Below are 25484 nucleotides of genomic sequence, written 5' to 3' on the forward strand. Positions count from 1 at the left end.
TGTGATGGGGGACGGCTTCAGGCTTTTGAGCCGCACACGGCCACCCTGGCCCGTCCCGTTCGAGACCGGGTCGACACCAGGGCGAGGCGGCGGCCGCAGTGCACCGACCGAGCGGAAGCTCAGCCGACCGATGCCTGCCACATGGCCGTCAGTGATTCGTGCAGCGTGTACCGCGGCCGCCAGTTCAGCGACAGGCACGCCGCGGTGGTGGCGACGTCGTCGTATTCGCCGGCCTGTGCGTGCCCGGCAGTGCCGGCGCCGGAGGCGACGCGGGGCACGACGCGTGTGGGCACCCCGCTCACCCTGATGAGCTCGGCCACCAGGTCGGCGACCCGCACCAGTTCGCCGCGCCCGATGTCGAGGATCTCCCCCACCACCTGCGCGGTGGCGGTACGGACGACAGCGGCGGCGACGTCCCGGGCGTCGACGAAGTCCCGCCGTGTCCGCAGGGGCGGCAGCTCCAGCACGCACTCCTCGCCCCGGCGCGCCGCGGCGGCCAGCCTGGCGGTCACGTTCCCGAGCAGACTGCTCGGCGGCGCACCGGGGCCCAGGACGTTGGCCACCCGGGTGATCACCCCGGCGACGGCGGCCTCGGCGGCCGCCGCCGCGACGGCCCGGGTGGCCAGGCTCTTGGTCCGCGCGTACAGCGTGACCCCGGGCCCGGCGCCCTCGTGGGGCGACCCGCCCGGCGGCAGCCCGCGCAGCGCGTGTTCGTGGACCGAGCCGAGGTGGACCAGCCGCACCCCGGTCCCGACCGCCCTGAGCGCGTCCAGCAGTTCCTCCACCAGCGCGACGTTGGACGCGGTCATCTCCGGCTCACTGCCACGCCAGACCGCCCCGGCCGCGTTGACGACCACGTCGGGGCGCCGGCTGCGCAGCACTTGTGCCAGTCCCACCGCCGGGCCGCAGGGAGGACGCAGAGCCAGCGACCGTGTCCCCGGGGGCGCCGAACCTCGCCGGGAGACGGCGAGCACGTCCCAGCCGTCCTCGGCGAACGCGCAGCAGATGTGGCGGCCGAGGAAGCCACCGCCGCCCAGGACGACGACGCGTCGCGGCGCGGTCACCGGCTTCTCCCGGCAGCAGCGCCACGGCCGGGCGACGACGGATTCCGCGGAGGACGCGGTCGGCGTGCCCGAGCGGCCCGGCCGCCCGTTGCGCCGTGGCGGGTGCCCGGGGCGCGGTACTCGCGCGAACGGCGGGCCGCCGCACACTCCTGAGGCCCGGTCAGCTCGACGGACACGGCAGTTCTCCTGTGATGAGGGCGCCCGGCCGGCTCAGCGCACGCCGGAGCCCGGCCGCCACGTCCGCGGGTGAGGGCTGCCGCCGGATCTCGGCGCGGACCGCCGCCAACGCCGCGCGGTGGTCACCGTCACCGAGCATCCGCTCCAGTGCGTCGCGGACGGCGGCGGCTCCGTCGCCGGGATCCACCGTCACTCCGGCGCCCGAGCGCCGGATCCTGTCGGCGATCTCCGCATACGGCGGTGCCTGCGGCACCACGACCTGGGGTACTCCGCTGACCACCGCGGTCAGGGCCGTACCGGCTCCCCCGTGGTGGACGACCGCGTCGCACGCGGGGAGCAGTACGTGGAACGGGACCCCGGTGGCGACCCGGGTGCCCGTCGGCAGCCCGTCCAGCCGGGCCGCCAGATCGGGGCCCGCGGCCACCACCAGGTCCACGCCGGGCAGTGCCACGGATCGCACGAACGAGCGCGTCACCTCCACCGCGGTCGCCGCGTCGTACCGCCCCAGCGCGATGCCGCTGGTCACCACCACACGCGGCCTGCGCGGCCGTTCCGCGAGCCAGGCCGGCCGCCGTCCCGCTCCGTTGTACGGGACGAAGCGCATCGGGATGCGGCGCACCGGCGTCGACTCGGCCACCCGCGTGCTCGGCGGACTGACGTCGACGAGGTCCTCGCACAGGGCACGCGGCTCTAGTCCGTACCGCTCGAAGAGCTCGGCGTAGCCGGGCAGCCACTCCTCCCCGCGGTCGAGCCGCTCCGCCCGCAGCAGGGTCGCCAGCTCCCAGCCCTGAGCCAGGTGAGGGACCCCCACCGCGGCCGCGGCGACCGGGCCGGCGAAGCACAGGGTGTCGCACACGACCAGATCGGGGCGGAACCGCCCGGCCAGCCGTACGAGGTCGTCGGCCATCGCCTGCCCGATCCGCACCTGCTTGGCCGCGGCGAAGGAGAGCGCGGCGGTCTGCTCGGCGTCGAGCAGTTCGGGCCGCACGGTCCACCCCGCGGGCCAGGGCCGCGGGCTCCCCCACGATCTGATCTGCTCGGCGGACGCCTTGGGCGGAGCCGCCGCGTCCTCGCCGACGACCGCGACCGGCAGGCCCGTGGCACCGGTGACGGCCTCGCAGGCGGGCGGCACCGCGACCAGCACGTCCGCTCCGGCGGCGCGGAAGGCCCAGGCCAGCGGCACCATCGGATAGAGGTGCCCCGGTGCGGCCCAGGTGGTGAACAGCACGCGCGGCGGCGTCACCCCCGGCCTCCCACACGGTGAGGGACGCCGTGGTGGCTCGCGGCCATCACGCGGTCGGAAGACTCCAGGTTCACAGTGATCCTCCAGGTACGGGCCGGCCGTCCTCGGGACGCGGATTACCCGGCGGCGCGGCAGCGGGTGCGGGGGGTCGCGGACCGTCCGGGCCTGGACGGCCAACGAGTGAGCGGGGCCGCCTGGGCTCCGTCCGGCGGCGACTCCTCGAAGCAGTCGCGGATGCCGAGCCGGTCGGCGACAGCCAGCGCCCAGGTGATGCCGAGATCACGGGCGAGGAGAGAGAACCGCGTGGGCGCAGCCGGCGCCCCGTCCGCCGTCCGGGTCATGACTGCCGCTCCCCGAGCACATGGCGGGCGTACAACGCGGCATTGGAGTCGAACTGGAGGGCCGCGTGCGAGGCCGCGGCGTGCACGTCCCGCCAGGCCCGCTCCACCGGGCTGCCCTCGGCCTGACCCCGGGCGCCACAGGCCCGCATCAGGGACTCGACCGCCGTGGCCAGCAGGTCGGCGGCGATCGCGTGGTCGCGGTGACTGCGCGGCACGAGGTCCTGTGCGCCGGCCCCCTCGCTGTCCGCCGCTCGGGCGACGCGTTCCAGCAGCAGACCGGCGCTGTCGATCGCGGCGGAGGCGCGAGCCAGTGCCGACTGGACGGTGGGGCGCTCCGCCGCGCGCACCACCGAACCCATCGACACCTCGGTCTTCCGGGCGATCCACCGCGTCCAGGCGGCGAGCGCGCCGCGCGCCGCCCCGAGCGCGGGAGCCACCATGGTGAGCCCGTTGACCAGCCGGAAGGGGACGGCGTGGCAGGGTTCCGACAGGGCGGGATCGGCGCGGCCCGCCAGCAGATCGGCCTGGGCGAAGGTGAGGTGCCCCGGCACGAAGACCGCGTCGACGTGCACGGTCCGGCTTCCCGTGCCCCGCAGGCCCACCGTGTACCACGTGTCCTCCACCGCCCAGGCGTCACGGGGCACGGCGAAGAACCGGATCGCGCCTGTCTCCGGCTCCCGGCACGCCAGCAGCGCCCAGTCGGCGAAGTCCACTCCGCTGACGAACTGCCAGGTGCCGCTGAGCGACCAGCCGTCGCCGGTCCGGGCCGCCTCCCCGGAGGGAACCACGACCGCCGCGATGCGCGCGTCCGGCCCGTCCCGCCACACCCGCGCCTGGCCCTCGGCCGGCAGGAAGCCGGCCATCCGGGCGTGCGCGGCGAACAGCGAGGCGCACCAGCCGGCCGCGGCGCACCCCTCGGAGAGCTCCGCGACCCGCTCCAGGCAGTCGGTGAAGCCGCCCGCCGCGCCGCCGAACGCCCGCGGTACGAAGTGCCGGGGAAACCCGGCTTCGGTGAGGGCCCGTACGGTCGGCGCAGCCAGGCAACGGTCCAGGTCGGCCCGGTGGGCGCCGGCCTCGGCGATCCGGCGGGCTTCGGACACCGGCGGCGCGCAGGCCGTGGCGGCGCTCATGGCCGGTCGGCGATGAAGAGCCGGTGCATCGCCTTTTCACCGGAGTGGGTCTGTACGCCGACGAAGCCGGCGTCCGTCAGCATGCGCCGGTACGTCGGCACCGAGTGGGTCTCGCCGTCGTGCGTCTGGACCAGCATGATCACCGAGAACATGAACGGCAGCGGGTTGGCCGACGGGCTGTCGCCCTCCTCGTAGGTGTGGCCGACCACCGCGATCCGTCCGCCCGGCTTCACCGCCCGCGCCACCCTCCGCAGCAGCGCGGTGGCCTGAGCTTCGGAGAAGTGGTGCAGCACGTTGGTGAGCATCACGACGTCGTACGGCCCGCCCAGGTCCACGCTGAACATGTCGCCGGGAAGTCGGCGGAAGCGGTCGGCCAGCCCGAGCCGTTCGGCGTTGCGGGCGGTGACGTCGAGGATGGTGGGCCAGTCGAGCCCGGTGACGGTGGCGCGCGGCTCGCGCTGGGCGAAGGTCAGTCCGTAGCCGCCGTGGCTGCACGCGATGTCGAGCACGTCCACCGAGTCGCGTTGCGCGGCCCACGGCACCAGATGGTCGGCCATGAGCTCCACGGCGCCGTTGTTGAACCAGGACGTGTGCTGGGCGAAGTCCTCCCAGTAGTCGAACTCCGGTGTCAGGGCGTGGGTCTCGGCGACGGTTCCGCCGTGCCGGACCGCGTCGACGAGCCGCTTCTGGGCGTCCCACTCCCAGTCGCTCGCGCTGAGCCGCATGGCGTTGCCGAAGTACTGGGCGCCACCGGTGACCAGGAGGTCGTGTCCGCCGGGGAGGAGCGCGTAGCCCTCGTCATCGGAGTGCAGCAGGCCGATCGCCGTGAGCGCGTCGAGCAGGATGCGCGCCCCCCGGGGGTGGACGCCCACCCGGTCGGCGATGTCCCGGGCGCCCACCGGGCCGTGGGCGAGCAGGTCGAAGACGCGCAGCTCGAAGGCGGTGCGCAGCAGCGCGGTCTTCACATAGCCACGCGCGATGTCGTGCACCTGTGCGGTGGTGATCATCGGAAGTGCTGTTTCGGTCATGGATACCTTCCGTAGCTCGGTGGCGTCGCCATGCTCACGGCGCGGCCTCGAAGAGGAGTCCAGCCGGAGACGAGGCGCCGCTGACACGTTGGGGCCGGGCCGCACGGCGGCGCTGTCAGTCCCGTGTCAACGGCTGTCAGTCCGATGTCAGGCGTGCGGCTCAGTCTGGTCGCATCCCAACCCCCACGTGCAGAGGTGACGCCATGGCACAAGCACTGCTCGCCGAAGGGCTCGCGAAGCGCTTCGGTTCTGTGACGGCACTCGCCGGCATCGGTCTGGAGGTCGCCGAGGGCGAGGTGCTCGGTCTCCTCGGCCCCAACGGCGCCGGAAAGACCACCACGGTCCGGCTGTTGTCCACCCTGCTGCGTCCGGACGAGGGCCGGGCCGTCGTCTTCGGCTACGACGTGGTGCGCGAGGCAGCGCGGGTGCGCGAGCTGATCGCCCTCACCGGTCAGTACGTCGCGGTCGACGAGGACCTCACCGGCTTCGAGAACCTCCTCCTCATCGCCCGGCTGCTGGAACTGGGCCGGGCCGAGGCCCGCGGCCGGGCCCGCTCGCTGCTGGAGGAGTTCGGCCTGGCCGACGCGGCAGGGCGCACCGTCAGGACGTACTCCGGCGGTATGCGCCGCCGGCTCGACCTGGCGGCGAGCATGGTCAACCGGCCCCGGGTGCTCTTCCTGGACGAACCCACCACGGGCCTCGATCCCAAGAGCCGCCTGGAGTTGTGGGCGGCCGTGCGCCGTCTGGTGGACGGGGGCATGTCCGTGCTGCTCACCACCCAGTACATGGAGGAGGCCGATCACCTCGCCGACAACCTGGTCGTGGTGGACCGCGGAACGGTGGTGGCCCGCGGCACCGCCGACGCGCTCAAGGCGAAGGTCGGCGATCGCACGCTCGTCGTCCGCCCCGAGGCCCCCCACGACCTGGACGTGATCCACGCCGCGACGCGGCAGGTCGCGCCGCACGCCCTGGTCGAGAAGGACGGCACGGTCACCGTGCCCTCGGCCGACGGCGCGTTGATGTCGGCGGTCCTGGAGGTGCTGCGGGAGCGCGCTCTGCCCGTCGACGAGGTCGCGCTGCGCAAGCCCAGCCTCGACGAGGTGTTCCTGGCCATCGTCGGCACCAGCGCCCCGGCGGCACCCCTCACCACGAGCGAAGGAGGCAGCGCATGACACAGACCGTGCCACGCGAGACCTCGGAGACGCGGCACGCACCGCGCGCACAGACCCGGCGGATGGGCCCGCTGCGCATGCTGCGGCACACGGCCACCCTCACCTGGCGCATCCTCACCCAGGTCAGGCACAACCCGGAACCGCTGTTCCTGCTCGGTGCCCAGCCCATCCTCTTCCTGGTGCTGACCACGTACATCTACGGCGGTCAGATGGCCGGATCCACCCATTCCTACCTTCAGTACGTGGTGCCCGGCATCATGGCCTACAACGCGGTCTTCGCCTGCATGAGCAGCGCGCCGGTGCTCTTCACCGACCTCCAGCGGGGCATCTTCGACCGGTTCCGCAGCATGCCGGTCTCCCGGATCGCCCCGCTGTACGCCCGGATCGTCGGCGACATCGTGCTCCAGCTGTGGTCCCTGTTCCTGCTGCTGGCCCTCGCCTTCGCCCTGGGCTTCAGGGTGCACACCCACTGGTGGCACCTGGCGTACGCGGTGGTGCTGCTCGCCGGCTTCTCGCTGGGCATGGCCTGGCTGGGCGTGGCCATCGGCCTGTCGGTGCGGTCCGCGCAGGCCGTGCAGATGCTGTCGTATCTGTTCACCATCCCGCTGACGTTCATCAGCGGTGCCTTCGCCAGACCGGAGACCATGCCCGGCTGGCTCCAGGCGTTCGTCAAGGTCAACCCGGTCACCTGGCTGGCGGCGGCGGAGCGCGGCCTGCTGCTCGGCGGGGCGACGGCCCGGCCGACGTGCTACGCGCTGCTGGCCGCGCTGGCGGTCGCCCTGCTGTCCGCTCCCCTGGCGCTGCGCGGTCTGCGCCGCCGGGGCTGAGTCACCGTGTCCGGCATCGGGGGCCGTCCGGCCTCCGGCCGGGATCTTCTCTGGAGGTGTTGTCGATGCGCGTCCTGTTCACGACGTCCAACTGGGCGGGCCACTACTTCTGCATGATCCCCTTGGGCTGGGCCCTGCAGGCCGCCGGACACGAGGTCCGGGTGGCGTGCCTGCCGACGCAGACGGACACCATCAGCTCGGCCGGGCTGGTGCCGGTTCCGGTGATGGACGGTCCGGACATGATGTACACGGCGCGCCTCAGCCTGTACGCGCGGTACCGCGGCAAGGAGATCGATCTGCCCTCGCTGCCGCTGCACCCGGCCACCGGGGAACGCGTCGGCCATATCGACGAGTTCGACGTCGAGGAGGCACAGGCCCGCTTCCTGCCGGCGTACAACGAGACCGTGCGGCGCAGCTGGGAGGCCGTGCGGCGACTGGCCCGGGCGTGGCGACCCGATCTGGTCTGCCACGATGTGCTCGCCGAGGAAGGGGCACTGGCGGCCCGGGAACTGGGCGTGCCGGGCGTGTTCTGCGCCCCGGGGCTGTTCGGAACCGTCGACGAGGAACTCGACCTCGATCTGTCCACGCGCGACCTGCTCAACTCGGCCGCCCGCGACACCACCGAACCGTGGAACCGCGAGGACATCGAGCACGTCGTCGACCCGTCCCCGCCCTCCGCGGTGCCGCCGCTGAACGGCGCCGACCGGATCCCCATGCAGTACGTGCCCTACAACGGCCCCGGCGCCATGCCGCTGTGGACGCTGGAGTCCGCGGGCCGGCCCAGGATCTGCGTGGTGTGGGGGCGTTCGGCGACCGGGATCTTCGGCCCAGAGGTGCCCGCGCTGCGTGCGGCGGTCGTGGCGGCGGCCGAACACGGCGCCGAGGTGGTGGTCACCGCGAGCGCCGAGCAGGTGGCGGCGCTGGGGGAGCTTCCCGCGCGCGTCCGCACCTTGTGCGATTTCCCGCTGCATCTGCTGCTGGAGGCCAGCGACGCGGTCATCCACCACGGCAGCGACAACTGCCTGATGAACGCGGCCCTCGCGGGCGTGCCCCAGCTCGCGCTAGCCATGGCCGGGGACCAGGTCGTCTTCAGCAGGCGGCTGGCGGCCACCGGCGCGGTCGTCGCGCTGCGCGGGCTGACCGCCGAACCGGAGCAGGTGCGTACGGCCGTGTCGCACCTGCTGGACGAGAGGTACCGCTCGGCTGCGGCGCAACTGCGCGAGGAGATGCTCGCCAACCCCTCCCCCGGCCTGCTCGTCGGCACACTGGAGCAGCTGGCGGTGGCCGGCTGAAGGACTGTCAGGGAAGGTCAGGGGCTGTCTCCCTGACCATCCCGCCGACCGTGGGGCGGGCGGCGCGGCCCCACGGTCGTGGCTGGCGTCAGCGGCGAGCGTGGACGCGGTCGGCGACGGCCCGCTTGGCGTCCCGCAGCGCGCGCAGCCGCTGGTCACCGTAGCCGCCGCCTGCCGGACGCCCGGGCATCTCCAGGGCCTCCAGCAGCCGCCACGACGATCCTCCCTCGATCAGGGACCGGTGTTTGGTGCCGTAGTAGTCGGGGCGGATGTCAACCGCGATCCCTGAGGCGCCGCCCGCGGCGGCCACCAGATGGGGATGGAAACGGGTGCTGATCCAGCACTGGTCCGGTCGCACCGGCAGGCCCCGGGTCAGTACCTCCTCGAGCGAGTACCGCCGGGCGGACGGGAACGTTCGTTCCAGCAGCTCCAGCACCTTGCGGTCCTGGTCGGGCGCGCACTCCAGCAGGCCCACCCGCTCGGCACCCCAGGAGCGCAGCGTGTCGGCAACCGATCCCACCAGCTCATCCGGTTCGGCGCCGGTGAGAAAGCTCTGCACGCTGACCATGGCCTCGGGAACGTCGTCACCCCCGTCCAGCAGATGCGGGCCGAAACCGAGGAACACGTCGTCGCAGGAGTGCCCGGCGGCCCCCGTACCGGCGAACTCCGCGGAACGGGCGTCCCGGAGGTCCACCACGTCGAACCTCTCCACGAGTGAGCGGGTGAGGGCCTCGGCGTGCTGCGCCGGTGGCCACAGCCCCTGCCCGGTCATGGCGGCCAGGCCCCCGGAGTGCGCGCACGCCTCGACGATCCCGGCCAGCAGACCCACGAAGGGCGGCCAGATCGCGTTGATGAATCCGCCGCCGACCAGATGAACCCGGCCCGCCCGGCGCAACTCCTCGATGCCGGCGGCCAGTTCACCGGTACCGGAGGGATCGCGGACCGCCGCCGCGACCGCCTCACAGGTCCGGGACGCCTGACGCGACCAGCCCCGGGTGCATAGCTCCCACAGCGTGTTGGTGAAGCGGACACGCGGATGCAGCTGCGCCATGCGGCGGGCGGCCGCCCCGGGCCGGTGGCAGTCGACGACCACGTCGTCGTCCGGCGCCACCTCGCGCAGATAGCGCAGCCACGTCATGGCGATGAGTTCGTCGCCGTAGTTCGGAATACCGGCCGGCGAGACCAGGTAGCGGAGGGGACGCTCGGCAGTGTTCATGGCCGCATGGTGGTCACAGCCCGGTCGAGCCCGCCTCGAAGTGACGTGCCCGGGCCGCCTTTTCGAGTGGGCGTCGAGAAGCCCCGCGCATACTCGTCGGACGGTCCGCCCCAGGGGGTGGACCGTCCCCTTGGGGCCCGATGTCCCCGACCCGTCCGAGGAGGCCGTATGCGGGTGCTGTTCATGTCGACGCCCTCGCCGAGCCATTTCACGCCGATGATCCCGCTCGCGTGGGCCCTGCGCACCGCGGGCCACGACGTGCTGGTCGCGGGTCAGCCGGACGTCGTCGGTCCCGCGCTCGATGCCGGACTGCCCGCCGCGGAGATCGGCGACACGTACGACGCCCTGGAGGCGATCACCGCCAGGCTGCCCGAGGGCAAGCGGCCCAATCAGGCCGGCCGGGCGCAGGTGACCGACCCCGGTGCGCTCACCCTGGTCATGCCGTGGCTGATGCACACCCGGTACCTGATGAAGGAGTACCTGGCCCTGGCCCGCGAGTGGGGGCCGCATCTCGTGGTCAGCGATCCCATGGAGTTCAGCGCCCTGTTCATCGGCGGCATGCTGGGCGTGCCCGTGGTTCACCAGCGCTGGGACATCGACCGGAGCGGCGACGAGCCGATACGAACGGCCCGCGCACTGCTGGGTGCCCGGTTCGCCCGGCTGGGTCTGCGAGGGGAGCTGCCCGGCCCGTCCCTGGTGCTCGACTGCTGTCCGCCCAGCGTGCGGCGGGCCGGGCCGGAGGGCTCGGGCCCACCCGTGAAGTCGCTGCGGTACGTGCCGTACAACGGCGTCGGCACCGTGCCGGGCGTCCTCGCCGAACCCGCACCGGGCCGGGTCGCGGTCTCCCTGGGCGGGCTGACGGCGGACCTCAACGGTGTGCCCCTGTTCCGTACGGTCGTCGACGCGCTGGAAGGGCTGGAGGACGTCCGACCCGTCGTCACGCTCCCGGCACGCCACCACGCAGCGCTGGGGCCGGTCGGCGCCGCCACCCATGTCACCGGGCCGGTGCCGCTCAGCCTCTTCCTGGACTCCTGCGCGGCGGTCGTCCATCACGGCGGTACGGGCACCACGCTCACCTCGTGCCTGTACGGCCTGCCCCAGCTCGTGCTGCCGCAGCTCGGCAACGAGTCGGTGTGGGGTGCCTGCCTGGTGGACGCCGGTCTCGCTCTGATGCTCGCGGACCCGGCGGAACAGGACGACCCGGCTGTGGTGCGGGCGGCGGCACGCCGGCTGCTCGACGACGAGCGCTTCGCCGTCAGCGCCCGGAAGGTCGCCCAGGAGATGGCGTCGCTGCCGTCCCCCGCCGCCCTCGTCCCGGAACTGGAGGCGCTGTGCGCGTCCTGATCACCGCGCTCGCGCCCAGCCACCTGTTGTGCATGGTCCCGCTCGCCTGGGCGGCCCGGGCAGCGGGCCATGACGTGCTGGTGGCGGGCCGCGTCGAGGTGTGCGCCGTCGCCCGGCAGGCCGGACTGCACACGGCCGACGTCGCGGTCCTGCCGGTCGAGTCGCTCCGCCCGCGTGGCGCACGGCCCTTCCCCGCCCACGGCTGGCGGCACCCGTGGGAGCTGCGCGTGGACCAGGTGCTCGACGGCTGTCTGGCCGCGGCCCTGTCCTTCCGCCCCGATCTGGTGGTGTGCGACCCGATCGAGTTCGCGGGCCTGGTCGTCGCCGGCCTGCTCGGAGTGCCGGCGGTCGTCCAGCGCTGGGGCGGTCCCGGCACCGGGGGCGCGGGGGTGCTGGAGCGGGCCCGCGAGGTGCTCGGTGACTTCTGCGCGGATCTCGGTCTGGGCGCACCCGGTCTGCCCGACCCCGTACTCACGCTCGATCCGTGCCCGCCGAGTCTGCGGTTCGAGGAGGCGGAACCCGGCAGGCCGATGCGATTCGTGCCCTACAACGGCTCGCATCCGGTGCCGGACTGGGCCCGTCGTGCGCCGCGCCGGCCCCGGGTGTGCGTGACTCTCGGGCTGCACGGCAGCACGGTCGCCGCACAGGACGGCGACCCGGCCCAGGCCGAGGAACTCACGGCCCGTCTGGAGGCGGCCGTCGGGGCGCTCGCCCGACGTCCCGACGTGGACGTCGTGCTCACCGCGCCGGCGGCGTTGCACCGGCGGCTGACGGGCCTGCCGGGTTGGTTCAGGGTGGTGGAACGGGCGCCGCTGGACGCGGTGCTGCCCGGCTGCTCGCTCGTGGTGCACCACGGCGGGACCGGCACCGCCATGACCGCGGCGGTGCACGGCGTGCCGCAACTCGTGCTGCCGACGGACCACCCGGCATGGGCCGCCTGCGCGGACGGCCTGGTACGCCGCCGGGTCGCGCGCCGACCGGAGGCCGACGACCGGAAGAACCCGGACGCGCTCGCCCGCGAACTGGACATCCTGCTGGGGCCGAACCCCCACCGCGACCACGCCCGGTCCCTCGCCGGGGAGATCGCCGACCAGCCCTCACCGGCCCGGATGGTGCCGGTGCTGGAAGCGATGGGCTAGGGGCCCGGCCTCCTCAGGCGGCGTTTGTCCGAGCCTCAAGGGCGGCTCTCTAGGCTGCCGCACCATGGAGATCCAGCCGCTGACGGTGCCGGGGAGCTACCTCATGATCCCTCAGGCCATTCCGGACGCCCGCGGAAGCTTCCACGAGGCTTTCAAGGAGAGCGAGGTGTCCCGGGCCCTGGGCAGGCGTTTCACCCCGAGGCAGATCAACTACTCGGTGTCGCGCCGCGGCGTGCTGCGCGGCATCCACAGCGTCCTGCTGCCGCCGGGCCAGGCCAAGATCGTCACATGCCACCGAGGGGCCATCCGGGACATCGTCGTGGACCTGCGGCTCGGCTCGCCCACGTACGGCGCCCATGACGTCAATGTGCTCACCGCCCGGGAGGGCGCCTCGGTCTTCGTCGCGGAGGGGCTCGGGCACGGTTTCGCGGCACTGACCGACGACACGGTGGTCGGTTATCTGTGTTCCACGGAGTACGTCCCCGACACCCCGGTGGAGATCAACCCGCTCGACCCGGATCTGAACCTGCCGTGGGACCTGGAGGAGCCGATCCTCTCCGCGAAGGACGCTGCCGCCCCCACCGCCGCCGAGGCCACCCGGGCGGGGCTGCTGCCGACGTACGAAGAGTGCCTGGCCTGGTACGCGAGGATGTGATGGCCCCAGGAGGTGGCGGCGGTCAGCCGGTGCCGCGTTCCGCCACGTACCCGTCGGGGCGGATCAGGATCCAGTCCCCGGGACCGGCCGCGAGGTCGGCGCGCAGGGCCGGGTCCTCGACGGTGAGTACGCTCTCGGCCCGCTCGTACGACGGTGCCGGCCTGTCCCGGGCCGAGGTGGGGGGGCCGAAGACGAGCAGGGTCCAGCCCGGCTCACGGAGCGCGGCCAGCAACCGGCGCCAGCCCGGGGATTCGGCGAGCCGTTCGGCCGTCACACGGGCCACGCGCTGTCCGAGGCCCTCCGTCGCCGGGGGGTCCGCGTAGCAGAGGTCCAGCGCCGACATGCCGCCCATGATCTTGCGCTGGATCCGCGACTTGAGCGGGGGCACGGAGCGTACGACCGTGAACGCCGCTCGCAGGGCCGCCGCGACGTACCGGTTGCGCAGTTGGATCAGGACCGTGGCCATGGCCGTCGACTTCAGCAGGGCGGCACCGACCGGCACACGCTCGGCGGTGTAGCTGTCCAGGAGTGTCTCATCGGCGTCGCCGCGGATGACCTCGGCCAGTTTCCAGGCCAGGTTGACCGCGTCCTGGACGCCGGTGTTCATGCCCTGCCCGGAGGCGGGGCTGTGCACATGCGCGGCATCGCCGGCCACGAAGCAGCGGCCCGCGCGCATGGTGGGGATCATGCGCTGCTGAATGGTGAACACCGAGACCCAGCTGGGTGGTCGGACCCGCACGCGGTGCCCGCACCCCGCCGTGATCTTGCGGGAGAACCGGTGGGCCAGGGCCTCTTCGCCCGCGTAGGTCGTCTCTGCCGTGTCCAGCAGCCGCCACTTGCCCGGCTCGGGGAAGGGCACCATCATCACCGTGCCGCTGGTGGTGCGCAGCCAGTGGATGCTGTCCCTGGGCAGATCGCAGTCGACGACGGCGTCGGCGATGAGCCAGGTCTCGGCGGAGTCGCCGGCCAGGGGCAGCCCGAGCCGCTTGCGGACGGTGCTGTGACCGCCGTCGCAGCCCACCAGCCAGTCGGCGGTCACCGTCTCGGTCCGGCCGTCGGAGTGCCGCAGCACGGCGTGCACGGCCTCGCCCCGGTCGTCGAAGTCCGCCAGCCGCACGCCCCATTCGGGCTTCACCCCGTGCCGGGCCGCCGCCGAGCGCAGCACCTCCTCGGTGATCGTCTGGTCCACCATGAGGGTGAAGGGGAAACGGGTGGGCAACCGGCTGTAGTCGGTGTCGAAGCGGATCAGCCGGCGTCCGTTCTGGTGGAGGGTGAAGTGCTCCACCCGCCGACCGCGGGCCAGCAGATCGTCCAGGACGCCCATCTGGTCGTAGACCTCCAGGCTCCGGGCATGGGTGGCCAGCGCGCGCGACGTCGTCGCGGGGCCGGGCGCGGAGTCCACCAGCCGTACCCGTACCCCGTGCCGGGCCAGTTCGTGGGCGGCGGTCAGCCCGACCGGGCCCGCACCCACGACCAGCACCTGGGCGTTGGCCGCCGTCATCGCGTCCACGCCCCTTCGAGCACCGGCTTCCACCAGTCCGGGTGGTCGCGGTACCAGGCCACGGTGATCGCGAGACCCTCCTCGAACGTGATCCTGGGTGCGTAACCCAGTTCGTCGCGGATCTTGCTGTCGTCCAGGGAGTACCGCAGGTCGTGGCCCTTGCGGTCGGCGACCTGCTCGACGCTGCTCCAGTCCGCGCCCAACAGGCCGAGGAGGGACTGAGTGACCTGCCGGTTGGTACGTTCCTCGCCGCCGCCCACGTTGTAGATCTCGCCCGCCCGGCCCCGGGTGAGCACCAGGTGCACCGCCCGGCAGTGGTCGTCGACGTGCAGCCATTCGCGTACGTTGCGCCCGTCGCCGTACAGCGGCAGCCGCGAGCCCTGGAGCAGGCCGGTGACGAAACGGGGAATCAGTTTCTCGGGGTGCTGGTACGGGCCGTAGTTGTTGCAGCAGCGGGTCACCGACACATCCAGGCCGTGGGTGCGCCAGACGGCCCGGGCGACCAGGTCGGACGCGGCCTTCGAGGCGGCGTAGGGGGAGTTGGGCAGCAGAGGGCTCTCCTCCGTCCACGAACCCTCGCCGATGGCGCCGTACACCTCGTCCGTGGACACGTGCACGACGCGCTGGACCCCCCTCGCCACACAGGCGTCGAGCAGCGTCTGCGTACCGCCGGCGTTGGTGCGCACGAACGCGGCTGCCGACCGCAGCGACCGGTCCACGTGGGACTCGGCGGCGAAGTGCACCACCGCGTCATGGCCCGGCAGCAGGTCGAGCAGCAGGTCGAGGTCGCAGACGTCTCCCTGGACGAACGTCAGGCGCGGGTCGCCGAGCGGCAGGTTGGCGCGGTTGCCCGCGTAGGTGAGCTTGTCGACCACGGTGACGTCGGCGTGCTCGTAGCCGGGGTAGCCGCCGTCGAGGAGGGTGCGCACATAGTGGGAGCCGATGAAGCCGGCCGCTCCCGTGACCATGAGTCTCATCTCGTCCGTCCTTCACACAGCGCGGAGGGTTACAGGGTGCTGGCCACAGGGCGGCCGACCGCCTGGGCGGTGTCCATCACGTATTGGCCGTAGTCGGAGCCGGCGAGTTGCGATCCGAGCCGGTAGCAGGCGTCCGCGTCGATGAAGCCCATCCGCAGGGCCACCTCCTCCAGGCAGGCGATCCGGATCCCCTGGCGGCGCTCCAGTGTCTGGATGTACTGGCCCGCGTCCATGAGCGAGTCGTGGGTGCCGGTGTCCAGCCAGGCGAAACCGCGCCCCAGGCTGACCAGCCGGGCCAGGCCCGCGTCGAGGTAACGCCGGTTGACATCCGTGATCTCCAGCTCGCCGCGGGCCGAGGGACGCACCTCGCGGGCGATGTCCGCCACATGGCTGTCGTAGAAGTACAGGCCGGTGATGGCGAGGTTGGAGCGCGGCGCCGCCGGCTTCTCCTCGATGGCGACGAGCCGGCCCGCCTCGTCCAGCTCGCCGATGCCGTAGCGCTCGGGGTCCGCCACCGGGTAGCCGAACATCACGCAGCCCTCGGTCAGCGACTTGTGGTCGCACAGCACTTCGGACAGGCGGGAGCCGTGGAAGATGTTGTCGCCGAGGATCAGGGCGGACGGCTGGCCGCCCAGGAACCGGGCGCCGATCAGGAACGCCTCGGCGATCCCCCGGGGCTCCGGCTGCTCGGCGTAGCGCAGGTCCAGGCCGAGCGCGCTGCCGTCGCCCAGCAACCGCTGGAACAACGGCAGGTCGGCGGGTGCCGCGATGAGGAGGATCTCCCGGATGCCGGCGAACATCAGCACGGACAGCGGGTAGTACACCATCGGCTTGTCGTACACCGGCAGCAACTGCTTGGAGACGCCACGGGTGATGGGGTGCAGCCTGCTCCCGGTCCCGCCGGCGAGGATGATGCCACGCATGACCAGTTGACTCCTTCGTGGGTACCGAGGACACGGTGTGGTCCGAGACTGTCCCGGACGCGTCGAATGAGTGCCGAGCCTCGTTGGAGCGCCCGTGCCCGGCCCTGCCGACCGCTCGTTCATCCCAGGGCGAACATCCGGACGTCCTGTCGGCTGGAGAAGAAGTCGAGCAGCATCCGGTTGACGAGGTCCGCCTTCTCCAGGGGCACGGCGTGTGAGGTTCCGGGCACCACGGCGAGCTGCGCGTCGGGCAGCGCCCGGGCCATGGCCGCGCTGTGTTCCACCGGCACGCCGTCCCGGTCGCCCTGCATCACCAGGACGGGGACCCGGATGCGCCCGAGGTCGTCCAGGGCGAGCCCCGGTCCCTCCCGCCACAGGCGGATCAGCTTGTCCAGTACGACGGGGAAGTGGTCCGGCCCGTCCGGGGACAGGGCGGCGTACGGCCCGTGGAACATCTGGGTGAGTATCTGGCGGCTCTCCTCGCTGCCGTCGTAGAGGGCGTCCGCGTATCCGTGCGCCCCCTCCTGCGTGGCCGCGCCGATGACCACCAGTTTGGACACCGACTCCGGTCGGATCAGGGCGAGATGGAGGCCAACCACCCCGCCGTCGCTCCAGCCGGCCACCCGGACCGGTCCGGTGCCCAGCTCGTCGAGGAAGGCGGCCGTGTCCTCGGCCATGTCCGGGTAGGTGACGGGTCCCGCGAGGTCCTGGGTCCGGCCGTGGCCGCGCCGCTCCGGGACCAGCACCCGGTAGTGCTCGGCGAGCGCGGCGATCTGCTGGGACCAGCTCTCGGCCGTGACACCTCCGCCGTGCAGGAGCAGCAGCGGTTCGCCCGTGCCCGCTTCCTCGTAGTACGTACGCAGACCGCGCACCGTCACGTAAGAGCCCATCTCGTCGTGTTCCTTTCCGTCGTGCTGTCGGGCCGGTCCTGTGCCGCCGGCGCTCAGCCGATGTCGTCGCGGGTGACCTTGCGCCGCGAGACCAGCAGCGATCCGTCCTCGGCGCGTACGAGGACGTCCTCGCACACCGTGCTGCGGTGCAGCCGGGACGCGCCGTCCCGTTCCGTCTCGATCACCAGCGCGTACGACCGGGCGCGGATCGTGCGGTCCGGCTGTTCCCCGACCGTGAGCATCCCCAGCCAGTGCCGGTGCACGAGCCCCTCGGCGGTGAGCCGTTCACCGGCGGCCCGCGCGCCGGCCGTGATGGCCTCGCGGCCCTTGGCGGGCGCGGGCAGCCCGTTGGCGTCGAACACCCCGTCCGGGGTGAAGGTCGCGGCCCACTCCTCGCAGGCGCGGCTGTCCAGCAACTGCATCTGCCAGGCGTAGAAGTGTTCCACTTCGGCACGCAGCGTGCTGTCCGTGGTGGTGGGAGCGGAAAGCGGGGTCGTGGTCATGATTCCTCCTCGTCGCGGTGGGGAAGCAGCCGTCGCTCAGGCCGCGACGGCCTCGATGACGTTGTCGTTGGGCAGATGGGGAACGGGAGACACCCGGGTGATGCGCAGGCCCGCCGCGGCGCAGAGCCGCTCGTACTCGGCGAGCGTGCGCTCGCCGTGGCTGGCCGACATCAGCAGCAGATCGCTCAGGACCGCGTAGGTGAACGCCTCCTGGTCGCCGTCGGCGGGGCCCGGTTCGGGCAGCAGCGTCGCCACGATCAGCACCCGGGCGCCCTCGGCCATGGCCGTACGGCAGTTGCCGAGGATCCGTACGCAGTCGTCGTCGCCCCACTCGTGCAACACGTTCTTCAGCAGATAGGTGTCACCGCCGGCCGGCACCTCGGTCAGGAAGTCACCGGGTACTGCGGAGCACCGGCCGTCGACACCGTGCCGGCGGATGTTGGCGGGAAGCCCCTCCAGCGCTTCGGCGCTGTCCTGGACGATGCCGTGGGCGTGCGGATGCGCGGCCAGCAGCGCGGTCAGCAGCGCGCCGTCGCCGCCGCCGATGTCGTGGATACGGCGGCTGTCGCTCCAGTCGCGGCTCATCCCGATCAGGGGAGCCGTCATCTCCGTGCCCCAGTGCAAGCCCTCGTGGTAGCTCTGGGCGAACGACGGGTCCTCGGCGAAGTACTCGAAGAAGCCGTGGCCGGTGACCGCGGTGAAGGCGGGAGTGCCTTCGCGCACCGACCGCTCCAGTGCCCCGAAGGTCCGCCACATCAGCGGATGGCCGAAGAAGGCCACCAGACCGCGGGTGCCGGTCGGGTCGTCCGCGCGCAGGCCGGCGCCGGCCGCGGTGAGGGCGAACCGCCCGTCGTCGGTGTGGCGCAGCACGCCGAGCGCGACGAGGGCTCGCAGCAGCCGGCGCAGCCGGTGCTCGTCCGCCCCGAGCACCGCGGCCAGTTCGTCCGCGCGATGGGACGTGTCCCCCACGGCATCGGGTATGCCCAGGCGCACCGCCGCGGCGTAGGCCCGGAAGGTGAGCGCTCCGAAGAGGAGCTGGGAGAACGATTCGGCGACGGTGTCCGGGGGTGTTCGGGGCTGCATGCTGTCTCCGGAGGGCGATGAGTGTGTGCGGTGTGTGCGGAACGGGGCAGTCCGGTGGCGAGGGCGGGCAGGGAACGCTCAGTCCTCGACGAGAGCGACCGCACGGGCCCATCCCGCGCCCGAGCCGGCCAGCTTCACGGGCAGGCAGGAGATGCGGAAGCCGTGGGCGGCGGGCAGGGCGTCGAGGTTGTGCAGCCGTTCGATCTGGCAGTACGGGCGCCGCCGTCCGGCGAAGTGGGCCGGCCACAGCACCGAACGGTCGCCGCTGTCCTGGTAGCGCCGGATCATGTCGCCGAACGGGGCGTCGAGGCTGAAGGCGTCGGTGCCGATCACTTTGACCCCGATGTCGAGAAGGAAGTCGACGGCCTCCCCGGTGAGCCCGGTGAAGTCGGTGAAGTACCGCTGGGTGCCCGCGTAGTGCCAGGCGCCGGTGTGCAGCACCACGATGTCCATCGGCTGGATGTGGTGTCCGGTCGCCTTGATCGCCCTCTCCAGCACGGGGACGCCGACCGCGCCGGTGCCCTGGTCGCGCAGGTCCAGGACGACGGCGGGGCGCAGGAACCAGTCCAGCGGCAGCTGTTCCGCCGTCAGCGGTTCGCCGTACTCGGTCACGGCGGCGGAGCCGTAGTGGGCCGGTGCGTCCACGTGCGTACCGGTGTGGCTGGTGAGGGTGAACGTGTCCAGCGACAGCAGCTCGCCCCCGGGCAGCACGGCCGGGTCGAAGTCCACGCCGAAGTGCTCCTTCATCTCGGCCGCCATGTGCCGGGCTCCCTCGGCGGGGGTCAGGATCTCGTGGACGACCGGGTCCGGCTCCCACGCCCTGGCATCGACCGGGCTGGACAGATCGATGATGCGCATGGCTTCAGGGCCTCGCCTTCGGGTGGAGCGTCGTCGTGAACAGGTCGGTGCGCACCCGCACCGGTGTACGGCCGTGGGCGATGCGCCGGGTCAGGAAGGTGCCCAGCGGGGTCCGCTGGACCAGCCGGGCGAGCGCCGGACGGACCATGTCGGCCACCGGGCCGGGCCGGCCGAGCATGGCCTTGGACTGGGCGACCTGGAAGCGGAAGACGGCCCCCACGTCGGCGGAGCGCAGGTCGGTGAAGCGCTCCAGGGCCCGGGCGTCGGCAGGGCCGTCGCCCAGCGCGTCGAGGAGCACGGGGTGCAGGACGGCGGCGTCCTGGAGCGCCAGGTTGATGCCCTGCGCGCCCAAGGGGCTGTGCGTGTGGGCGGCGTCTCCGAGCAGCACGAGTCCGTCGCGTACCCAGGTCTCGGCCCGGCCCGCGAACACGTCCAGCAGGGTCAGGTCGCTCATCCTGGCGAGTTGCCCGCGCACGAGCGGGGCGTATCCGGGCAGGGCCCGGGCGACGTCCTCCCGGACGGCGCCGATGCCCCGGGCGGCGATCGCGCCCCAGGTGCCGTGCGGGACGGTCCAGCCGATCTGCACGACGTCCGGGTGGGAGGCGTGCACCAGGAACGCCTGGCCGGCGCTGCGGTGCACCCTCACCCGGTCGACGGCCGCGCCGGGGGCCCGCAGTCTGAACCAGACGACGTCCTGGTCGAAGACGTCCATCCGGTGCTGGTCGATACCGGCGAGTCGGCGTGTCTTCGAGTAGCGGCCGTCGGCACCCACCAGCACGTCGGCGTGCACGGAGCACCGGCGCTCGGTGCCGCTCTGCGCGACCGCGCCGGTGAACCGGTCCCCCTGGCGCAGGAGTCGGACCAGCCGGTGTCCCCCGAGGTGGCGGAAGGAGGGGTACCGGCGGCAGGCGGCCAGCAGCTCCTCGAGGACGAAGCGCTGGTTGACGGCGAGCAGATGGTCGTACGGCGGGCCGAGCCGCCGGTAGTCGATGTCCAGCAGGGTGCGGTCCCCGTCGACGAGCCGGAAGCCCGAGTGGGCACGGGAGCCCCGCTCGCGCACCGAGGCCAGCACGCCCAGCGAGTCGAGGACGGCGAGCCCGCCGGGCTGGAGGATCTCGCCGCGGAACTCGCGCCGGAAGTCGGAGCTCCGCTCGAGCACCGTGACCCGGACGCCGGAGCTCAGCAGCAGCAGTGACAGCGCGAGACCGGCGGGGCCGGCGCCGATGACGCAGACGTCGGTGATGTGGTCGTCCGTCATGGGGACTCCAGGGCGAGATCGGGCGGAGTGCGCCGCCGGCCGGGGCTCACCGGGCGGAGCGGGGGGCCGGGCCGACGGCGCTGACCACGGCCGCCGCGTTGAAGCCGCCGCGGCCGCGGGCCAGGACCAGGACGTGGCGCAACGGCGTCCGCAGGGGCTTGTCCCGCACCAGATCGAGGGTGTGCGCGGGGGCGGCCACGGTGTGCACGGTCGGCGGGACGACACCTTCGCGCACGGCGCACAACGCCGCGGCGAGGTCGAGGGCCGCGCCGCCGGCCGACAGCCGTCCCGTCATGGTCTTGGGAGCGGTCACCAGCACTCCGTACGGGCCGAAGAGCTCGCGCAGGACGGCGGCCTCGGCCCGGTCCGCCTCGGGGGTCCCGAAGGCGTCGGCGAAGACGGCGTCGACCTGGTCCGCGGTGATGCCCGCGTCGCGCAGCGCGCCCTCGGCGGCCCGGGCGAGCCCGTCGCCGTCGGCCGGGTCCGGGTCGAAGGCGGTCGCGCAGCCGCTGACGGCGCCGTACGCCGTGGCGCCACGGTCGCGGGCCGCCACGGCGTCCTCCAGGACCAGCAGTGCTCCGCCCTCGCCTGCGACGTAGCCGCAGGCGTCGGCCGCGAACGGCCGGTAGGCGGCGGTCGGCCGGTCGTCGGTGCTGAGCGTGCCTTCCGCCAGCCGCGCGGTCCAGCCCCAGGGGCACAGCGCGGAGTCGACGCCGCCGGTGAGCACCAGCCGGGTGCCGCGGCGCAGTTGGCGGCGGGCCTGCACCACCGCGTCGATCCCGCCCGTGTCATCGCTGACGACGACGCCGCCGGGCCCGCGCAGCTGGTGCCGGATGGAGATCTGGCCGGTGTTCACGGCGTAGAACCAGGCGAAGGACTGGTAGACGCTGACGTATTCGCTTCCCTGGCTCCACAGCGCCTGCAGTTCCCGCTGTCCGAACTCGAATCCGCCGGTCGAACTCGCCGTGACCACTCCGGCCGTGTGCTCGGGCAGCGTCCGGGGGTCGATGCCCGCGTCGGAGAAGGCCTCGGCCGCCGCGTACAGGGCCAGCCGGGTCATCCGGTCGGTCTGGGGCAGCAGCCTGCCGGGCAGGTGCGCGGCGGCGTCGAACCCGGGGACCTCCCCGGCCAGCCGCGCCGGATAGCCGGACGCGTCGAAGAGGGTGATCGGCCCGATGCCGCTCTCGCCGCCCAGCACCGACTGCCACCAGGTCCTGGTTCCCAGCCCGTTGGGGGCCGCCACCCCGATGCCGGTGACGACAGCTCTCGCCACCGGGGTCGCCGGGTCCGCGACGGGGAGTGCCGCCGGGTCCGCGGCGACGGCTGCCTTCGTAGCGGTCACGGCATGTCCTTTCCGGGCGCGGTGAGCACCATGGCGCTCTGGAACCCGCCGAAACCGCTGCCGACCGACAGGACGGTGTCGACGCGCTGCGGGCGCGCGACCAGCGGTGTGTAGTCGAGGTCCAGCTCGGGGTCGGCATGGTGGAGGTTGGCGGTCGGGGGGATCAGGTCGTTCTCGATGGCCAGTGCGCTGGCCGCGATCTCCAGGGCGCCGATCGCCCCCAGGGAGTGGCCGATCATGGACTTGATGGAGCTCACCGGCGTCTCGTAGGCGTGGGCCGCGAGGCTGAGCTTGAAGGCCGCGGTCTCATGGCGGTCGTTCTGCCGGGTGCCGGAGCCGTGCGCGTTGACGTAGTCGACGTCGGCCGGTTCGGCACCCGCCATGCGCAAGGCCTGTGTGATGGCTTCGGCCATCTCCCGGCCGTCGGGGCGCAGCCCGGTCATGTGGAAGGAGTTGCACCGGGAGGCGAAGCCTGCGATCTCCGCATAGGCGTGCGCGCCGCGCCGGCGGGCGTGGTCGAGCTCCTCCAGGACGAACACGGCCGCGCCCTCGCCCAGGACGAAGCCGTTGCGCGTGCGGTCGAAGGGCCGTGAGGCCGACTCCGGATCGTCGTTGTACGAGGACGTGGCGCGGATCGCGTCGAAGCACGCCACCGTGATGGGGGAGATCGGCGCCTCGGTGGCGCCCGCGACCATGACGTCCGCGGACCCTTCGCGGATCACTTCGGCGGCGTGCCCCACCGAGTCCAGGCCCGAGGTGCAGCCGGTGGAGACCAGGGACACGGGGCCCCGCGCGCCTGCCCGCCGGGCCACCTCGGCGGCCATGGAGCTGGGCACGAAGTAGTCGTACAGCCAGGGCACCGCCCGGGTGTGGTCCACCGTCCAGTCCCGGCCCGACCTGCTGACGTGCGCGTATTCGCGATCGAGCCCGATGGTGCAGCCGACGGCGCTGCCCAGTGTGACGCCGGTGCGCGAAGGGTCGAGTGCGCCGGCCGGACCGCTGCTTCGCAGCGCCTCGTCGGTGGCGACGAGGGCGAACTGCACGGCCCTGTCGAGCCGTCGGGCCTCCTCGGGCGTGAATCCGTGGTCCTCGGGAACGAAGTCGCACTCGGCGGCGATGCGGGAACGGAAGGCGGAGGCGTCGAACAGGGAGATGGACCGCGTCGCGGTCCGCCCGGCGCTGATCAGTGACCAGAACTCCTTGACGCCCGTGCCGCCCGGCGCGACCACGCCCATGCCGGTGATGACGACCCGTCTGTTCATCGTGAGGTCTCCAAACTGAGTCTCCTGCTCCACGGCTCCGACAGCCGTCGTCGCGTGCCGCCGCGCCAGGCGAGCCCGGCGCGCCGACCTCACGGTGCCCTCGGGTCATCGAGTGCCGTTCGAGCAGTGGGCGCGGCCGGGTGGAAGCAGGGCATGCGCAATGGGAAAGGCCACGGAATTGCACGCTGCATATTCCGTGGCCTTTATCTCCGCAGGCTGACGCCTGCCCACCGGAGGGAATTCTTATCTATTCCTTACGCTTGAGCACCCAGGGCGAGGACGTCGCGCTGGAGACTCTGTAGTTCCGGGGAAGGAGCGAGTCCGAGTTCCCGGTCCAGGATGTGACGCAGCGCCTGGTAGGCCTGGAGGGACTCTCCGCGACGACCGGCGCGACTCAGTGCCAGAATGAGCTTTCCGTGAAACCATTCGTTCAGCGGATAGCGGGCGACAAGGGAGCGGAGCTCGGCGATCAGATCATGATGGTGACCGAGTTGCATGTCCGCTTCGATGCGGAGCTGGGTCACCTGGATGCGCTGTTCCTCGAGGTGGGCGATGCTGCTTTCCAGCAGCGGCCCGGGCGAGACGTTGGCGAGCGCGGGGCCTCGCCACAGATCCAGTGCCCGGCGCAGAACCAGGACGGCCTCGGCGAGCCGCTTCTCGGACAGCAGCCGACGGCCCCGGCGGGTCAGCTCCTCGAACTCCTCCAGGTCGAGCTGCCCCGGCGCGAGGCGCAGGGTGTAGCCGGGCGGCCTGGTGAGGAACAGTTCGTCGGCCCGCTTGCCCACGTCGCGCAGGAAGAGCCGGCGCAGGTGGTAGATGTAGGTCTGGGCCGTGGTCACGGCGCTGCGGGGCGGGTTCTCGCCCCAGAGTTCCTCGATGATCGACCCGGTGTCCACCACGTGGTTGGCCCTCAGCACCAGCAGGGCGAGCACGCTGCGGACCTTGGGCGCGGTCGGAGTGCAGGACGCACCGTGATGGACGACCTCCAGAGGCCCCAGCACTCTGAAACCGAGCTGGTGCGTCTGGGATATTTCCCGGGCAGGCGACTTCACTAGCAACTTGATTCCCCCATCTTCGAGAGCCGCTGCGACACTGCCGTGTTGGCGTCTTCTGGTCAGGAATGACGGATGAATAGACCCGGCCATGAAACCGCTTTCTCGGTATGACCGTTTCGTCCCTTTTCGGGCACTGGCTTCTGCTTTGATTCGTCAGAATAGCTGCGCACTAAAGCTACATGACGTGCCGCCCGAGGCGAAGGACATGCGAGGGCGGCTATAACGAGCCTCAAAGAGCTTGAGCAATTCGATAAAATGCTTGAGTAATTCCATGAGTCGCCTTTACTGCGGCGGGATTGCAGCGAAGCTGCAGGCTGTGCTAGCGCCTGCTCCGCACGGTGTACGCACGAGCGCCTCGGCCGGGATTCCAGCCGGGTTCGAAGCGGCACCCGCAGGCTCCTTCCCATGACTAGCGAACAGCGTCGTGCCGCCCTGGTCACGGGCGCCACGAAAGGGATCGGGCTGGCCGTGGCCCGCCACCTCGGCCGCGGTGGAGCCCGGGTGTTCCTGTGCGCCCGTGACGGCGACGCCGTGGCCGCCACGGTCAAGGAACTCCAGGCCGAGGGGGTCGAGGCGGCAGGGGCCGGTTGCGACGTACGGTCGCGGGAGGAGGTGGCCGATCTGGTCCGGGCCGCGGTGGACCGCTTCGGCCCGGTCGAGATCCTGGTGAACAACGCGGGCCGCAGCGGCGGCGGCGTCACCGCCGACCTGACCGACGAGCTCTGGCACGACGTCATCGACACGAACCTCAACAGCGTCTTCCTGGTGACCCGCGAGGTCCTGAACGCCGGGCAGCTGCGTACCAGGTCCTGGGGACGCGTCATCAACATCGCCTCCACCGCGGGCAAGCAGGGCGTGGTGCTCGGCGCCCCCTACTCGGCCTCCAAGCACGCCGTCGTCGGCTTCACCAAGGCCCTGGGCAACGAACTGGCCGCCACCGGAGTGACCGTCAACGCCGTGTGCCCGGGCTACGTCGAGACGCCGATGGCCCAACGGGTGCGCAGCGGATACGCCGAGCACTGGGGCGTCACCGAAGAGGAAGTGCTCCGCCGCTTCCAGGCCAGGATCCCGCTCGGCCGGTACGCCACGCCCGAGGAGGTGGCCGGACTGGTGGGCTACCTGACCACCGACGCCGCCGCGTCCATCACCGCACAGGCCCTCAACGTCTGTGGCGGGCTGGGCAATTACTGAGACCACCGCCAGC

At 72.4% G+C, this 25484-nt stretch carries 24 protein-coding genes; 7 read left to right on the forward strand and 17 right to left on the reverse strand.

What is annotated here, in order from left to right; genetic code table 11:
- Positions 1-119: 119 nt before the first annotated feature.
- From ADK36_RS20490 to ADK36_RS20510, 5 genes are all read right to left on the reverse strand, one after another.
- A complete protein-coding gene (locus tag ADK36_RS20490) occupies positions 120-1064 on the reverse strand; it encodes an NAD-dependent epimerase/dehydratase family protein (protein WP_048579107.1) in 945 nt (314 codons plus the stop codon).
- Positions 1065-1224: 160 nt separating this feature from the next.
- On the reverse strand, positions 1225-2484 hold the full coding sequence (locus ADK36_RS20495) for a nucleotide disphospho-sugar-binding domain-containing protein (RefSeq protein ID WP_048579108.1): 1260 nt from the start codon (positions 2482-2484) through the stop codon (positions 1225-1227).
- A 116-nt stretch (positions 2485-2600) separates the two neighbouring features.
- On the reverse strand, positions 2601-2825 hold the full coding sequence (locus ADK36_RS20500) for a hypothetical protein (RefSeq protein ID WP_048579109.1): 225 nt from the start codon (positions 2823-2825) through the stop codon (positions 2601-2603).
- Positions 2822-3955 (reverse strand): acyl-CoA dehydrogenase family protein, encoded by a 1134-nt coding sequence (locus tag ADK36_RS20505; RefSeq protein ID WP_048579110.1) that lies wholly within the window; start codon positions 3953-3955, stop codon positions 2822-2824. Before ADK36_RS20505 ends, ADK36_RS20500 begins: the two co-directional genes overlap by 4 nt.
- On the reverse strand, positions 3952-4983 hold the full coding sequence (locus tag ADK36_RS20510; RefSeq protein WP_053198534.1) for a methyltransferase: 1032 nt from the start codon (positions 4981-4983) through the stop codon (positions 3952-3954). Before ADK36_RS20510 ends, ADK36_RS20505 begins: the two co-directional genes overlap by 4 nt.
- A gap of 203 nt (positions 4984-5186) precedes the next feature.
- On the opposite strand from ADK36_RS20510, the gene ADK36_RS20515 reads away from it, so the two are divergent.
- From ADK36_RS20515 to ADK36_RS20525, 3 genes are all read left to right on the forward strand, one after another.
- Complete coding sequence (locus ADK36_RS20515; protein ID WP_048579112.1) at positions 5187-6155, forward strand: ATP-binding cassette domain-containing protein; 969 nt, start codon at positions 5187-5189, stop codon at positions 6153-6155.
- Positions 6152-6982, forward strand: coding sequence for an ABC transporter permease (locus ADK36_RS20520; protein WP_048579113.1), 831 nt, complete (start codon positions 6152-6154; stop codon positions 6980-6982). The genes ADK36_RS20515 and ADK36_RS20520 overlap by 4 nt, the downstream gene beginning before the upstream one ends.
- 65 nt (positions 6983-7047) lie before the next feature.
- A complete protein-coding gene (locus ADK36_RS20525; protein WP_063776788.1) occupies positions 7048-8274 on the forward strand; it encodes a nucleotide disphospho-sugar-binding domain-containing protein in 1227 nt (408 codons plus the stop codon).
- Between the two features lie 88 nt (positions 8275-8362).
- On the opposite strand, the gene ADK36_RS20530 is transcribed toward ADK36_RS20525, so the two are convergent.
- The gene (locus tag ADK36_RS20530; RefSeq protein WP_053198536.1) at positions 8363-9490 is read right to left on the reverse strand and encodes a polysaccharide pyruvyl transferase family protein; all 1128 of its coding nucleotides are present in this window, start codon (positions 9488-9490) and stop codon (positions 8363-8365) included.
- A gap of 168 nt (positions 9491-9658) precedes the next feature.
- On the opposite strand from ADK36_RS20530, the gene ADK36_RS20535 reads away from it, so the two are divergent.
- From ADK36_RS20535 to ADK36_RS20545, 3 genes are all read left to right on the forward strand, one after another.
- Complete coding sequence (locus tag ADK36_RS20535; RefSeq protein WP_053198538.1) at positions 9659-10834, forward strand: nucleotide disphospho-sugar-binding domain-containing protein; 1176 nt, start codon at positions 9659-9661, stop codon at positions 10832-10834.
- Positions 10822-11973 (forward strand): nucleotide disphospho-sugar-binding domain-containing protein, encoded by a 1152-nt coding sequence (locus ADK36_RS20540; RefSeq protein WP_048579116.1) that lies wholly within the window; start codon positions 10822-10824, stop codon positions 11971-11973. The genes ADK36_RS20535 and ADK36_RS20540 overlap by 13 nt, the downstream gene beginning before the upstream one ends.
- A gap of 64 nt (positions 11974-12037) precedes the next feature.
- Positions 12038-12628 carry a dTDP-4-dehydrorhamnose 3,5-epimerase family protein gene (locus ADK36_RS20545; protein WP_048579117.1) on the forward strand — a complete coding sequence of 197 codons (591 nt, stop codon included), beginning with the start codon at positions 12038-12040 and terminating at the stop codon, positions 12626-12628.
- A 22-nt stretch (positions 12629-12650) separates the two neighbouring features.
- On the opposite strand, the gene ADK36_RS20550 is transcribed toward ADK36_RS20545, so the two are convergent.
- The 11 genes from ADK36_RS20550 to ADK36_RS20600 form a co-directional block, all read right to left on the reverse strand.
- Entirely contained in the window at positions 12651-14129 is a 1479-nt protein-coding gene (locus ADK36_RS20550) for an FAD-dependent oxidoreductase (RefSeq protein WP_078916005.1), read from the reverse strand.
- Positions 14126-15106 (reverse strand): dTDP-glucose 4,6-dehydratase, encoded by a 981-nt coding sequence (gene rfbB / locus ADK36_RS20555; RefSeq protein WP_048579118.1) that lies wholly within the window; start codon positions 15104-15106, stop codon positions 14126-14128. The genes ADK36_RS20550 and rfbB overlap by 4 nt, the downstream gene beginning before the upstream one ends.
- A 29-nt stretch (positions 15107-15135) precedes the next feature.
- Positions 15136-16029, reverse strand: coding sequence for a glucose-1-phosphate thymidylyltransferase RfbA (rfbA, locus tag ADK36_RS20560; protein ID WP_048579119.1), 894 nt, complete (start codon positions 16027-16029; stop codon positions 15136-15138).
- A gap of 119 nt (positions 16030-16148) precedes the next feature.
- Positions 16149-16919 carry an alpha/beta fold hydrolase gene (locus tag ADK36_RS20565; protein ID WP_048579120.1) on the reverse strand — a complete coding sequence of 257 codons (771 nt, stop codon included), beginning with the start codon at positions 16917-16919 and terminating at the stop codon, positions 16149-16151.
- 53 nt (positions 16920-16972) lie between these two features.
- Complete coding sequence (locus ADK36_RS20570) at positions 16973-17422, reverse strand: nuclear transport factor 2 family protein (RefSeq protein ID WP_048579121.1); 450 nt, start codon at positions 17420-17422, stop codon at positions 16973-16975.
- 36 nt (positions 17423-17458) lie between these two features.
- Positions 17459-18505, reverse strand: a complete 1047-nt coding sequence (locus tag ADK36_RS20575; protein ID WP_053198540.1) for a methyltransferase — start codon at positions 18503-18505, stop codon at positions 17459-17461.
- A gap of 78 nt (positions 18506-18583) precedes the next feature.
- A complete protein-coding gene (locus tag ADK36_RS20580; RefSeq protein WP_048579123.1) occupies positions 18584-19363 on the reverse strand; it encodes a cyclase family protein in 780 nt (259 codons plus the stop codon).
- A 4-nt stretch (positions 19364-19367) separates the two neighbouring features.
- Positions 19368-20621 (reverse strand): FAD-dependent monooxygenase, encoded by a 1254-nt coding sequence (locus ADK36_RS20585; RefSeq protein WP_048579124.1) that lies wholly within the window; start codon positions 20619-20621, stop codon positions 19368-19370.
- Between the two features lie 46 nt (positions 20622-20667).
- The gene (locus ADK36_RS20590) at positions 20668-21894 is read right to left on the reverse strand and encodes a ketosynthase chain-length factor (RefSeq protein WP_053198604.1); all 1227 of its coding nucleotides are present in this window, start codon (positions 21892-21894) and stop codon (positions 20668-20670) included.
- Positions 21895-21959: 65 nt separating this feature from the next.
- Positions 21960-23225, reverse strand: coding sequence for a beta-ketoacyl-[acyl-carrier-protein] synthase family protein (locus ADK36_RS20595; RefSeq protein WP_048579125.1), 1266 nt, complete (start codon positions 23223-23225; stop codon positions 21960-21962).
- A 254-nt stretch (positions 23226-23479) separates the two neighbouring features.
- Positions 23480-24226, reverse strand: coding sequence for an AfsR/SARP family transcriptional regulator (locus ADK36_RS20600; RefSeq protein ID WP_234329814.1), 747 nt, complete (start codon positions 24224-24226; stop codon positions 23480-23482).
- Positions 24227-24685: 459 nt separating this feature from the next.
- Here ADK36_RS20600 and fabG point away from each other — a divergent pair, with 459 nt between their 5' ends.
- Entirely contained in the window at positions 24686-25471 is a 786-nt protein-coding gene (gene fabG, locus ADK36_RS20605; protein ID WP_048579126.1) for a 3-oxoacyl-ACP reductase FabG, read from the forward strand.
- Positions 25472-25484: the final 13 nt, after the last annotated feature.

The sequence above is a fragment of the Streptomyces viridochromogenes genome (genome assembly GCF_001270495.1).
Classification (GTDB): Bacteria; Actinomycetota; Actinomycetes; order Streptomycetales; family Streptomycetaceae; genus Streptomyces; species Streptomyces viridochromogenes_A.

Coding starts and splice junctions, on each gene's coding strand:
- ADK36_RS20580 (WP_048579123.1), bottom strand. CDS start 19,363: ATGCGCATCATCGATCTGTCCAGCCCGGTCGATGCCAGGGCGTGGGAG.
- ADK36_RS20545 (WP_048579117.1), top strand. CDS start 12,038: ATGGAGATCCAGCCGCTGACGGTGCCGGGGAGCTACCTCATGATCCCT.
- ADK36_RS20515 (WP_048579112.1), top strand. CDS start 5,187: ATGGCACAAGCACTGCTCGCCGAAGGGCTCGCGAAGCGCTTCGGTTCT.
- ADK36_RS20520 (WP_048579113.1), top strand. CDS start 6,152: ATGACACAGACCGTGCCACGCGAGACCTCGGAGACGCGGCACGCACCG.
- ADK36_RS20525 (WP_063776788.1), top strand. CDS start 7,048: ATGCGCGTCCTGTTCACGACGTCCAACTGGGCGGGCCACTACTTCTGC.
- rfbB (WP_048579118.1), bottom strand. CDS start 15,106: ATGAGACTCATGGTCACGGGAGCGGCCGGCTTCATCGGCTCCCACTAT.
- ADK36_RS20550 (WP_078916005.1), bottom strand. CDS start 14,129: ATGACGGCGGCCAACGCCCAGGTGCTGGTCGTGGGTGCGGGCCCGGTC.
- rfbA (WP_048579119.1), bottom strand. CDS start 16,029: ATGCGTGGCATCATCCTCGCCGGCGGGACCGGGAGCAGGCTGCACCCC.
- ADK36_RS20585 (WP_048579124.1), bottom strand. CDS start 20,621: ATGACGGACGACCACATCACCGACGTCTGCGTCATCGGCGCCGGCCCC.
- ADK36_RS20510 (WP_053198534.1), bottom strand. CDS start 4,983: ATGACCGAAACAGCACTTCCGATGATCACCACCGCACAGGTGCACGAC.
- ADK36_RS20505 (WP_048579110.1), bottom strand. CDS start 3,955: ATGAGCGCCGCCACGGCCTGCGCGCCGCCGGTGTCCGAAGCCCGCCGG.
- ADK36_RS20570 (WP_048579121.1), bottom strand. CDS start 17,422: ATGACCACGACCCCGCTTTCCGCTCCCACCACCACGGACAGCACGCTG.
- ADK36_RS20565 (WP_048579120.1), bottom strand. CDS start 16,919: ATGGGCTCTTACGTGACGGTGCGCGGTCTGCGTACGTACTACGAGGAA.
- fabG (WP_048579126.1), top strand. CDS start 24,686: ATGACTAGCGAACAGCGTCGTGCCGCCCTGGTCACGGGCGCCACGAAA.
- ADK36_RS20575 (WP_053198540.1), bottom strand. CDS start 18,505: ATGCAGCCCCGAACACCCCCGGACACCGTCGCCGAATCGTTCTCCCAG.
- ADK36_RS20530 (WP_053198536.1), bottom strand. CDS start 9,490: ATGAACACTGCCGAGCGTCCCCTCCGCTACCTGGTCTCGCCGGCCGGT.
- ADK36_RS20595 (WP_048579125.1), bottom strand. CDS start 23,225: ATGAACAGACGGGTCGTCATCACCGGCATGGGCGTGGTCGCGCCGGGC.
- ADK36_RS20535 (WP_053198538.1), top strand. CDS start 9,659: ATGCGGGTGCTGTTCATGTCGACGCCCTCGCCGAGCCATTTCACGCCG.
- ADK36_RS20500 (WP_048579109.1), bottom strand. CDS start 2,825: ATGACCCGGACGGCGGACGGGGCGCCGGCTGCGCCCACGCGGTTCTCT.